Below are 11,264 nucleotides of genomic sequence, written 5' to 3'. Positions count from 1 at the left end.
CGGGGCGCAAAGGCTGCCGGACGCCGGGATTGTTAAGGGGCGGGCGTCCGCCCCTTGACGCGTCCGCCTGCACGGGCGAACTGAAACTCCCTCACGCCTGGCGGGCGAAACCCTCTCAGAGCCAGCCCGCCGCCAGGTAATCACTCCCCGCCGCCAGGCGCTCCCCTTTTACTGCGAAACTGCATTCCGCTGCCGCTTAAGCAGCGTCGGAAACAGAAACAGCGACTGCCCCACCCCGCGGTTGGTCAGCGACCAGATCGCCACGGAACAGAGCGAGCAGAGCGCCACGATCACCACCGGATAGAAGCAGGCCCAGAAAAATGAAAACCACGCCTGTTCAAACAGGTGATGCCGCTGCGCGAAGAGGATCGCAGACATACCAAAGAACTCGATAAAGATGCGGTGAATCACATAAATCTGCAGGGTATTGCGGCCCACCCAGTTGAGATAACGCATGCTGAAATGCTGATTCAGCCAGCGACAGGCCGCAATACTGAACAACACCGCCAGCACACACAGGAACAGACTCTTATCCAGACCGAAGATCACATGGATACCCGCCACGGCGGCCAGTATCGCCCAGGGCATGACGTTCTCACGACGCCATTCACTCAGACGCAGCATGGTCTGGCTCCAGAACGCGCCTAACAGGAAGAACAGGAAATACTGGGCCAGGCTCTGTGGTCCCCAGAACGGGATCACTTTCTCGACCGCCAGATAATTAAGCAGGATAGCCACCGCCACCAGGGCCAGCTTATATTCACGGAAAATTTTAGCGCAGAGGAAATAGAGTCCTAAGCCATAGAGATACCAGGAGGTACTCATCGCCATAAAGGTCAGCTTGAGAAACTCAAACAGCGAACCGGCATACGCAGCATTCAGGTTCTGTGAAATACGCTGCCCGGTAATTTCCGTGGAGATACCAATAATGGACCACCACTGAATAAAGCCCCACAGAATATAGAGATAAAAAAGATTGGTAATACGACTGGTAAATACCTGTTTCCAGGGCCGGTTGAGAATACCGTTGGCGGCCAGCAGTCCCGAAACAAAGAAAAAGGCTGGCATCCGTAAGGGTGACAGAACCGTATTAAACTGTATCCATATTTCGGCCGGGACCCATCCGGCGGAGAGATATTTTATTGTCCCTTCAAAACCGGGTAACACGGTGTGGTACAGGACCACCAGCAATATGCAGGCCCCCTTCAGGGTGTCTACCCACAATATCTGGTCTGATTTCGTCTGGCTCATTAATTGACTCCTGCTGCGTAGGTCAGAATGCGGAAAAGGAAAGCGAGGAAATCTCTGTGGCTTTTATGATTATCCAGCGATTATTCGCCATTGATGCCGCATTGAATGTAGCGAAACTCCTAAAACCCATTATCTGGCCCTGACGTTACCGTTATTTACTTAGCAGAACGTTTCCTTACACTTATTGATTCTCCCTGCTCTGCGCCCGATATCATCCGCAGCGATGAATTAAAGGAAAATAATCTTTGATAATGCTGAAGACATAAATAAGAGAAAGCGGAAGAAATAAAAACCAGTCAGACGTTGATGAAAAGAAAAGATTTGTCAGATGTGGCAAAAGGTTTAACCGCTTATCAGCGCATTATGGTACGGCGACCCAAAATAGCATGACAGCGCGCTATTCCGGATTAAACAGAGAGGAGTAAAAAGCAATGCGGCCTTCCGGAGAAGGCCACTGAATTACTGATTGAGGAACTTGTCAAGGAACTGGCGGGTACGCGGCTGCTGCGGGTTACTGAACAACGCTTTCGCGTCGCCCTGCTCCACAATGCGCCCCTGATCCATAAAGATGGCGCGATCTGCCACGTCGCGGGCAAAGCTCATCTCATGCGTGACGATCACCATGGTGCGTTTCTCTTCGGCCAGTGCGCGGATGGTGCTGAGCACCTCCCCCACCAGCTCCGGATCCAGCGCCGAGGTGGGTTCATCGAACAGGATCACCTCCGGTCGCATCGCCAGCGCACGCGCAATGGCCACACGCTGCTGCTGTCCACCCGACAGACGGCGCGGATAGCTTCCCTCTTTGCCGTGCAGGCCGACCTTCTCCAGCAGCGTGCGGGCGCGTGCGACGGCCTCCGCCTTCGCTTCGCCTTTTACGATCACCGGTCCTTCAATAATGTTCTCCAGCACCGAACGGTGGGGAAACAGATTGAAGTTCTGGAAGACAAAACCGACCTGCTGACGCAGACGACGCACCTGCTCTTTCTGTTTGCTCTGCGCCAGCGCGGCATCCACCGTAATCTCGCCGACCCGGATAGTGCCGCTATCCGGCACTTCCAGCAGGTTAATACTGCGCAGCAGCGTGGTTTTACCTGAGCCGCTGGGGCCGATAATCGCCACCACTTCACCGGCGGCCACATCAAGATCGATGTCGTGCAGCACCGTCTGGCCATTAAATGATTTCACCAGCTTTCTGACTTCGATGGCACTCATTTCGACTCCGAATCCTGACGGTTAACATGCTGTTCCAGACGACTCTGCAACGCAGACAACACCGTGGCCATCACCCAGTAGATCAGCGAAGCCGCCAGGTACATGGTAAAGACTTCCAGTGTACGCGAGGTGATCAGCTGCGCCTGACGGAACAGCTCCGGCACCTGGATGGTCGCGGCCAGCGAGGTATCTTTTACCAGGCTGATAAAGCTGTTGCCCAGCGGTGGCAGTGCGGTGCGCGCCGCCTGCGGCAGGATAACCCGGCGCAGGGTTTGCCAGCGCGTCATGCCGATACTCGCCGCCGCCTCCCACTGTCCGCGCTCAATCGCAGCGATGGCGCCACGCAGGGACTCCGAGGCGTAAGCCGCGGTGTTGAGCGAGAGACCAATCATCGCCGAGGGGATGGGGTCCAGCTCAATGCCAAACTGCGGCAGGCCGTAGTAGATCATAAACAGCTGCGCGATCAGCGGGGTGCCGCGAAAAATCGAGACATAGATCCGCGACAGCACGCGAAACGGCCAGAAGTGAGACAGCCGCATCAGCGCCAGCAGAAAGCCCAGCAGCAGGCCGAAGAACATCCCGCCGATGCTGAGCTGCAGCGTGAACAGCGCGCCCTTTAATAAAAAAGGTGCTGAATCCAGCACCAGTTGAAGGCTTTCCTGCATTATTTCGTCACGTCCGCGCCAAACCATTTCTGAGACAGCTTGCTCAGCGAGCCATCTTTCTGCATATCAGCAATGGCCTGGTCGATCGCTTTCAGCAGATCGTCGTTGCCTTTACGCACGGCAACGCCCGCTTCCTGACGGGAGAAAGCGTCACCCGCTACCGCCATGGTATCGCCGGTTTTCTTCACCAGATCCAGCGCCGCCAGACGGTCAACCAGAATGGCATTCAGACGACCTGAGCGCAGATCCTGATATTTGGTCGGGTCATCATCATAGGTACGCACGTCCACGCCCTTCACGTTCTCACGCAGCCACTGCTCGTAGTTAGTGCCGAGACCCACGCCAACCTTTTTACCCGCCAGATCAGCCGGTTTGCTGATGGTGCTGGCGTTGGCCTTCATGGTCAGCGCCTGAATACCGGAGATGGTGTAAGGCGTAGAGAAGTCATACTTCTTCTTGCGCTCATCGGAAATGGTCACCTGGTTAATCACCACATCGATGCGCTTCGCGTCGAGGGAAGCCAGCATGCCATCCCATTTGGTCGGTTTCAGACTCGCTTTAACGCCCATGTGCTGTGCCAGCTGCTGCGCAAATTCCACTTCAAAACCGGTCAGCTTGCCCTGCTCATCCTGGAAGCTGAACGGCGGATAGGTGCCTTCCAGACCCACCAGCAGCGTGCCGCGCTCTTTAATCTTGTTCAGCAGATTTTCCGCTGCAAAGGTTTTAACGTTGACGCCCGCAATCAGCGCCACGGCCATAACGCCCATCACCATCTGACGACCTGCACGAGAAAAGGACATATTTACCCCATTTTTGACAGTATTGTGTGTGTTTTTTTAAGGGCAGCACGGCGAGTCGCTGCCAGTCCAGAATGATAACGCCCGGAGTATAAACTGTTTTATTCGCTTGTCTCAGATCGAAGGATGATAAGCAAATAACGCGGGCGCGCCGCCAGTATGAATAAACAGCAACGGGCCTTCGCGACGGAAGCGGTTCTGACTGATGCCATCAATCAGGCCGGCCATCGCCTTACCGGTATAGACCGGGTCCAGCAAAATGCCTTCCAGCCTTGCCAGCAGTTTCACCGCCTCCATGCCCTCCTCATTGGGCTCACCATAGCGGGGCGCAAAGTACTCATCCCACAGCGTGATCGGGGCCGTGGCCTGCACCTCCAGTGAGGCTGCCAGCGACTGACGCAGCCGCTCAACCAGAGGTAACTGCGCGTCGGTCTGACGTGAAACAGTGACGCCCACCAGCTCGGTTTCCGGCAGCAGCTGCTCCAGGCCAACCGCCAGCCCCGCATGGGTGCCCGCGCTGCCTGATGCCACCACGACGGCGGCAAAATCCACCACGCCTTCGCTCTGATGTGCAATCTCCTGGGCGCACTCCACATAGCCTAGCGCACCCAGCGCATTTGAGCCGCCGACCGGAACGATATAAGGACGGAATCCCTGCGCTTCCAGACGTGTAGCCTCTTCAGCCAGCTGTTCGGCGGGATTATGCAGCGCATCCACGGCGATCACCTCCGCATCCATCAGATCCAGCAGCAGGCGGTTGCCGTTGCTCAGGTAGTTTTCAGAGTGGGTACCAATCGGGTTTTCCAGCAGTGCCACGCACTTCAGGCCGAGGCGGGCTGCCACGGCCGCTGTCTGGCGCACATGGTTGGACTGGATCGCGCCCGCCGTCAGCAGCACATCCGCCCCTTCGCGCAGCGCATCGGCCGCCAGGAATTCGAGTTTTCGCAGCTTGTTGCCGCCCATCGCCACTGGCGTGAAGTCATCACGTTTGATGAAAATATCGCGACCCAGATAGTCGGAGAGGCGTGGCAGGTGTTCTAACGGTGTCGGGGCGCCCAGCAGTTCAAGACGCGGGAATTGGTGTAACAGATGTAAAGACAATGCTGCCTCCGTTCGGGCATTCAAATTATCCTTACAGTGTTGCAGAAGATGCGCAAAGGATCACTCTGATTCAGGTGACCGTCGATGCGGTGAGGAAGCGGCGCCGTGCTCCCCCCTTCTCCGTTACCCGGCAGGCGGATAACAGAGTAACGTGCCGCAGGCACGCGGGGGGAGTCCTCGGTGCAGACCAGGGTTACCCCTGCTGCCAGCCTAAGAATTGATCGTACTTGCGCAGCGCGATGCGGTAATTATTATTTCCGGCATCCGGCAGATCGCTTTCCAGACACTGATGCCAGCTCTCTCCCTTAAGCCTGTCGGCGGGGAAATTTTTGGCTTTGAGCATCTCATCCAGCCGACGCAGCCGCACCACATATTCGCGAATCGTGCTGGGGCTCATTTCTGTCTGTTCAAACAGGTACTGTTTAAACGCCATAATGTCGAAATAATTCGGATGAGTATTGCAAAAAATATCGCTGCAGAAGCGACAGAGCGCGGTCAGCTCTGGCTGAAGTTTCAGCCACAGTTGTTCATCAATCATCTGGTCCATCCGAGCGATGGCCTCTTTATTGATGATCTGACCACGAAAAACGAGCGCCATTCGATCTAATACCTTGCCACAATGTGAACAGTTGCTCTGGCTGTGTTTATAGTCTTTAAGATAACGACTTAACGGTCTGGCCTTGGTCTTGGCTCCCATTACTGAGTCCCCGGTTTCTTATATTTTTGAATCGCCAGGAACTGATACTGCTAGCGCGCTCCCGTAAGCCGGGCCCGCAGGCGTTTAATCGCCTGACTGTGCAGCTGACTGACGCGGGATTCACCCACATCAAGCACCGCGCCAATCTCTTTCAGGTTCAGTTCTTCCTGGTAGTACAGTGTCAGCACCATCTTTTCACGATCGGGTAACGCTTCGATCGCTTCAATGACGCGCTCACGCAGACTCCCTTCAAGCAACTGATGAAGCGGATTAGCCTCCTCATGGCCGTCCGTCACCAGCTCCGCACTGTCGCCGTGCTCTTCCCGATACTCGTCGTAGGAGAAAAGTTGACTGTTGTTGGTGTCCAGCAGGATCTGCCGGTACTCCTCCATGGAAACGTTCAGCTGCTGCGCCACTTCCTGCTCGGAGGCGGAACGCCCCAGCGACTGTTCTACCTTGTGCATCGCTCCGGCCACCTCACGCGCGTTGCGGCGCACGCTGCGCGGTGCCCAGTCCCGACTGCGAAGCTCGTCGAGCATTGCGCCACGAATACGCTGTACGGCGTAGGTGGTAAAGGCTGTTCCCTGTAGCGCGTCATAACGCTCTACGGCATTCAACAGCCCTATCCCCCCGGCCTGCAGCAAATCGTCAAGTTCAACGCTGGCCGGCAGGCGAACCTGCAGACGCAGCGCTTCATGGCGCACCAGCGGCACGTAGCGCTGCCAGAGCGAATGCTTGTCCATCACGCCTTCGGCGGTATAGAAATCGTTCACGTTGACTACCCTGCGTTAATGATGTTATCGGCATGATTATCCAATTCTGTAGCGTTTTCGATTGGAGGAATAGGCGGGGTAAAACGAGGCTATTTCACTTTTGTTACTTCAGAATGCAGATCCTTCTGCACTCTTCAGCGGGGATTATCGACGGGCGCGCAGCCGTTGCCGCGTGGCGGGTGGCACCGCAGCCCACAGGCTGCAAATCCGGCCATCCAGTTCCTGATACCAGGGCGAAATATGTTGTTGTGCATCCTCGCCGGGATGCACGGTGATCTGTCCCGACTCACCATCAATGCTAATCAATCGGTTAATAAACAACCGCTGCAAATCACTGCGTAAAAACAGGCCGTTATCGATGCTGTTGTCCGCCACCAGCCCGTCATCGCTCTCCTGGGTGTCGATATGGCAGGCTTCGACCCAGGGCCAGCTATGCCGTTCGGTCAGCTCTGTGCCGGTCATGACACAGGCACCGTAGCGGGCTTTTACACCGGCGATAAACTCCGCCTGGCTTGCCCGCTGCAGCACCCGCGCCTTGACGCGTCGTCCGACTTCCGTCCCCGGCATCACCGCTGCAGGCACCTTGTGCTCTGGCGTACTCAGCACCACGATAAACTGGATAGTCTGCGACTGCGGAAAACAGGGGTTCGCCTGCGGGTTAAAGAGCTGCCAGTAGGCCTCATCCTCATCCTGATGCATCATCACCAGTTTATAGCCGCGACTCTGCAGCAGATTCTGCGCCGTGGCAGATTGCGGATCGATCATGGCAAAAACCTGACTGCTGCCCATCACTTTCCACAGGTTGTCGCGCTTTTCGTTCTCGCTGCGGCGGAAATAGAGGAAAGAGAGATTCTGCTTCAGATAGTGCTCAAAGCGGCGCAGGTAATTCTTGCGCTCGTTATCACTGGAGATAAACAGCAGATCCTCCAGCGGGCTGTTGCTCTCTTCCTGGGCGAAGACCGCGCGTATCTTCAGGGTTCGCAACCCGGTTGAGGGACTCAGCAGTGCACGTGCCGTCAGCTCTTTTTCATCAGGGTATTGCTGGGCATAACGCCGGGCGATCTCTTCAAACGTCAGCCGCTCACCCGGCAGCAGGTCATAGTTGAAGCGCATAGACACTCCACAAAAGTTAACATCGAAAGTTATAGTGTTCTGTGAAGAGTTATCGGCAAGCGTGGCGGGAACTGTAACGGGCGGGGGTAGTTGTGATGCAGGTACAGGCAGCCTGACCGAGGCTGGTTCTGCAAAAAACCGATGTCGTCTGAGCGGCTTTGCTACATGCCGCTCAGACGGAATTTATGAGGATTGCGTCTTCAGCCATGCGGGGCGTTCACCCGGAAGATGAATCCAGCATGTATTGACTTCCTCATACAGAGCCTCACCCAAGCTTCGCATCATAGGGGGATTGTTAATCAGTTTATTAATCATAAATCGCCACTGAGACGTTTTATTTTTAATGCGCTTAACACTGCCAATCGCTTTGTAGGCCTCATGATCGCTGGCAAGCACCGGATAACCGCAGGCACCTAACTGCGCAATGACCCGATGGCCTTCTGCCTGGTTAGGAAGTGTCTCTGCAAGGGGTGCCAGCGCCAGGTCCAGTTTCAGTGACTGAAACATCGCCGGGAGCCTGCTGTGCGGAACTTTACGATAATATTCGTGGACCGTATGCTTCCAGACATCAGGACAGGCCCCGTATATAATCCAGTCAACACGTTCACTCATTTCTCTGATAAGGGTGTCAATCAGCATCCAGTCTTCTGTCATTAAATCTGTCAGAACCACCCCCACTCTGGGCTTGCCTGAATGTTCAGAGGGACGATCCTCAGGAGGAGCGAGCCGCTGCCATGCTGTACTGAGTTTGTCAGCCTGCAGCACCGCGTGTTTATCACGAAAAAGTGTCAGCGCCGCACTGTTTCTGACCAGTAATGTATCAGCATTCTGCAGGCCTTCATCAGCCAACTGCCCGTTGCGAAACGACTCTCTGGTGACTTCAACGACGAAACGGGTCTCCGGAAGCGCTGCTTTGTTTTTAATCAACTGCGCATCGCGGCTCGCCACGCTATCGCTGAACACAATATGCGCCGGGTTCAGCCGATAAAGTTCAACAGGCGTTGAGCGTTGACAGTCCAGTGCGGCAATCAGGCTGTCCGACGCTGTAGTCAGCCGGGAAAGTTCTTTCACACGCTGAGTTTCGTCATGGTCGCCGGCATTAAATACCCATAAGGCGCTGAGTGGAAAGCCTAATCTGGCGGCCAGCAGCGGATGATTATTTTCCCTGACAACCTCCCCCTCCTTCCGGCTGATATTGGGATTCGAGGCGGGGTCGTGGGCTATATATCGAAGCCATTTCTCTGTAAAAAGGCTATTTCCGGAAACTAACGACACATCCGTCAGTACGTCGTCATAACTGACTCTGGAGAGCGGAACCGCTATTTTAACCACGCCTGGCACTGAAGCCCGCAATAGCAGATCGCTGATGGCCTCAGGAAGAGTCGCAAACTGCTCATCCAGCCCTCCTGCCTGCTGACAGGATGAGGTACGGATCATAATACATTCAGTCGTCAGCAGCAGATGTTGCTGCGGAGCAACCCGGTCAGCCTGGCCTGGCGAGTCTGTTGACGATGCGGTTTCAGCCTGACCATATTTCCGGCGAAAGCCGCCATCAATTCGTCCGGAAGAGTAAAGATCTTCACGGTTGTCGACCAGAAAAGGCGCACAGGCGAGGAGTTCAGCGCGGCCACAGTGATCCAGTAAGGCTTCCAGCCAGCGCGTATGATTAAAATAAATACCCGCAGAGAGGCAGAGTGTAAATTCGCCTCGCGCCACTGAAATGCCATAATTCATGGCGCTGACAGTATTAATTTTTTCGTCTACAAAAAAGACCCTGAAGATAGCGTTATTCATCGTTGCCAGAGAGGAGAGCCACTCTCTGACCGCCGGGTCCGTTGAGCCGTTATCAATAAAAATGATTTCATAGTCGACATCCACAACGGTATCGACAAAGGTCGCTACTGCTCGCTTAGTGCGGTTAATGTCATCTTCCACGACAAGAATAACGGTTAACTTACTGATTCCGCTGGCGTCGTATCGGACAGTAAAAACAGAGCCCTCTCTTTCAACCGACGCCTGGCTGTACTCGCTGCCCGCGAGATATTCAGCCAGCAGAGATTCCTTTAAAGAGGTATGCTCACGCTCTTTTGATAAAAGCTTAATCAGCGGAACCGGAACGTGCCGGATATCGGCAGCAAGGCCAGCACTGACCAGCTGTAATAAAAACGCTGTTTCGACAGTGTGAGGAGAAATGTTTCGCGCGCGGACAATCTCCAGACACAATTCGCGTCTGAAGAAGGCTCCACGGGCAAATCGCTCGGGCAGCGCCAGAAAATAATCCCGATCAAAATCGGGTAAAAACATCTCACACAGGCCGTCAGCCTGCCGGACGACCCGGTCAGAATAAAATGCCAGTGACGCCGCGGTTTGCTCTTTGAAAAGCCAAAGGCCGGAAAACAGCTCCGGATAAATGAGGTCACCGGATCGCAGAAATAATACCCATTCACACGGGTCTTCGATAAGCAGTTGATGTAACCAGCCGCTAAAGTGGCCTTTGCCCTGCTCCTGTTCAGCGGAGGCATCGACAGCATAAATTTCAGCCTCCAGCCCCACATACCTGAGTGATGAAAGTATGCTGTCGCACGCAACGGCGGGATTGTCGTCCAGAATGATAACGCGAACAGAGAGAGCCGTTTCTGCGCTGCTGTGCGCGTAATTTTTTACCGGGTAGTCGGCAAGCCACTTTTGCGTTGAGACAACCTTCTCTTCATTTTTAATACCGGCAGCCGTCTGCGTTTTAATAAAAAAGTGACGAAGCTGCTGTGAGAAATCCGCTTCAAATTTTCTCATGTTGTCGCGAACTTTCCAGAGCCGGGCACGCTCGCGCTCTAATTCAGCGGTATCATCACTGAAGCAGACCCCGGCCCCTCCCATATCGCGAATCGACGCCTCTGAGATCGCGAGTTTCTCATACCCCTGTGCAACCATTGAGACGACAGGCGTTCCACAAAGCGCAGCAAGATTACAGGTCCCGGACCATTCAAAGGTATACATCACGCTGGCCGATTTCAGCATCTCAGCCAGTTCCGCCAGAGGACGAGGATTCTTCACCGATATGATGACGATGTTGTCCGGTAAGGTTGTAAAATCCACCTTCTCTACCGGCACGCGATTCAGATAAAGAAGCGTCGTCGTTTTTGCTCTGCCATCGTCATAAAACAGCTCTAAATCCGGCCCCACCATCGTCAGAAAATCAACGTCAGGTTCATTGATAATCAGTTGGGAGCTATACCAGAAAAAGAGATCCTCTTCGGATTCGTTTAAACGGTTTCCATTGAGTAACCCTTCATGATTTAACATGTAGCGCACGCAGACGTCAGCGTTAAGCGGATTGCCCGAATAGATCTCCGGGTAGACCGCGATGGGGGTAAGCTGAGCTTTTTTATGCTGGCGCCAGGTTTCCGCATCCAGTCTTGGCGTCTTCCAGGCGGGATTAATCACATTGCAGTCGACCATCCAGGCGTTACCGCCCTGCAGGTTTATCTGATGGCAGAGCTTGTGCAAAGCCTGAATCCCACCGGATGACTCCCGATAGTCAGGTGAAACAATATAATACGGATGTTTTAATTCAGACATGACCATTCCCGCCTGCCACGTTAATGGCATCTCCAGACCGCGTCACCATGACATTACATCAGGCTATCTGACGTGATAG

The 11,264-nt window shown here is 54.5% G+C and carries 9 protein-coding genes; all 9 read right to left on the bottom strand.

Annotated elements, in window-relative coordinates:
• Positions 1–168: 168 nt before the first annotated feature.
• The 9 genes from FJW00_RS02085 to FJW00_RS02040 all read right to left on the bottom strand — a co-directional run bounded on the left by FJW00_RS02085 (position 169) and on the right by FJW00_RS02040 (position 11,185).
• Positions 169–1,251, bottom strand: coding sequence for an acyltransferase family protein (locus FJW00_RS02085; protein WP_009089633.1), 1,083 nt, complete (start codon positions 1,249–1,251; stop codon positions 169–171).
• A gap of 459 nt (positions 1,252–1,710) precedes the next feature.
• Entirely contained in the window at positions 1,711–2,463 is a 753-nt protein-coding gene (gene tcyN / locus FJW00_RS02075) for an L-cystine ABC transporter ATP-binding protein TcyN (RefSeq protein ID WP_140922965.1), read from the bottom strand.
• Entirely contained in the window at positions 2,460–3,128 is a 669-nt protein-coding gene (gene tcyL / locus FJW00_RS02070; RefSeq protein WP_009089629.1) for a cystine ABC transporter permease, read from the bottom strand. Before tcyL ends, tcyN begins: the two co-directional genes overlap by 4 nt.
• Entirely contained in the window at positions 3,128–3,928 is an 801-nt protein-coding gene (tcyJ, locus tag FJW00_RS02065; RefSeq protein ID WP_009089627.1) for a cystine ABC transporter substrate-binding protein, read from the bottom strand. The genes tcyL and tcyJ overlap by 1 nt, the downstream gene beginning before the upstream one ends.
• A gap of 111 nt (positions 3,929–4,039) precedes the next feature.
• Positions 4,040–5,026 carry a D-cysteine desulfhydrase gene (locus tag FJW00_RS02060; protein ID WP_140922963.1) on the bottom strand — a complete coding sequence of 329 codons (987 nt, stop codon included), beginning with the start codon at positions 5,024–5,026 and terminating at the stop codon, positions 4,040–4,042.
• Between the two features lie 193 nt (positions 5,027–5,219).
• Positions 5,220–5,723: a flagella biosynthesis regulatory protein FliZ gene (fliZ, locus tag FJW00_RS02055; RefSeq protein WP_009089624.1), complete on the bottom strand. Its 504-nt coding sequence runs from the start codon at positions 5,721–5,723 to the stop codon at positions 5,220–5,222.
• Positions 5,724–5,773: 50 nt separating this feature from the next.
• Positions 5,774–6,496 carry an RNA polymerase sigma factor FliA gene (locus FJW00_RS02050; protein ID WP_009089622.1) on the bottom strand — a complete coding sequence of 241 codons (723 nt, stop codon included), beginning with the start codon at positions 6,494–6,496 and terminating at the stop codon, positions 5,774–5,776.
• Between the two features lie 144 nt (positions 6,497–6,640).
• Complete coding sequence (locus FJW00_RS02045; protein ID WP_009089620.1) at positions 6,641–7,609, bottom strand: HNH endonuclease signature motif containing protein; 969 nt, start codon at positions 7,607–7,609, stop codon at positions 6,641–6,643.
• A gap of 183 nt (positions 7,610–7,792) precedes the next feature.
• Positions 7,793–11,185, bottom strand: a complete 3,393-nt coding sequence (locus tag FJW00_RS02040; RefSeq protein ID WP_140922962.1) for a glycosyltransferase family 2 protein — start codon at positions 11,183–11,185, stop codon at positions 7,793–7,795.
• Positions 11,186–11,264: the final 79 nt, after the last annotated feature.

Source organism: Pantoea anthophila (assembly GCF_006494375.1).
Classification (GTDB): domain Bacteria; phylum Pseudomonadota; class Gammaproteobacteria; order Enterobacterales; family Enterobacteriaceae; genus Pantoea; species Pantoea anthophila.
The sequence above is the reverse complement of the archived record's forward strand: the minus strand, read 5'-3'. Positions and strand labels throughout refer to the sequence as shown.

Bases quoted from the DNA above. Each gene is read 5' to 3' on its own strand.
- FJW00_RS02045 (WP_009089620.1), bottom strand. From the start codon at position 7,609: ATGCGCTTCAACTATGACCTGCTGCCGGGTGAGCGGCTGACGTTTGAA.
- FJW00_RS02040 (WP_140922962.1), bottom strand. From the start codon at position 11,185: ATGTCTGAATTAAAACATCCGTATTATATTGTTTCACCTGACTATCGG.
- tcyL (WP_009089629.1), bottom strand. From the start codon at position 3,128: ATGCAGGAAAGCCTTCAACTGGTGCTGGATTCAGCACCTTTTTTATTA.
- tcyJ (WP_009089627.1), bottom strand. From the start codon at position 3,928: ATGTCCTTTTCTCGTGCAGGTCGTCAGATGGTGATGGGCGTTATGGCC.
- FJW00_RS02085 (WP_009089633.1), bottom strand. From the start codon at position 1,251: ATGAGCCAGACGAAATCAGACCAGATATTGTGGGTAGACACCCTGAAG.
- tcyN (WP_140922965.1), bottom strand. From the start codon at position 2,463: ATGAGTGCCATCGAAGTCAGAAAGCTGGTGAAATCATTTAATGGCCAG.
- fliZ (WP_009089624.1), bottom strand. From the start codon at position 5,723: ATGGGAGCCAAGACCAAGGCCAGACCGTTAAGTCGTTATCTTAAAGAC.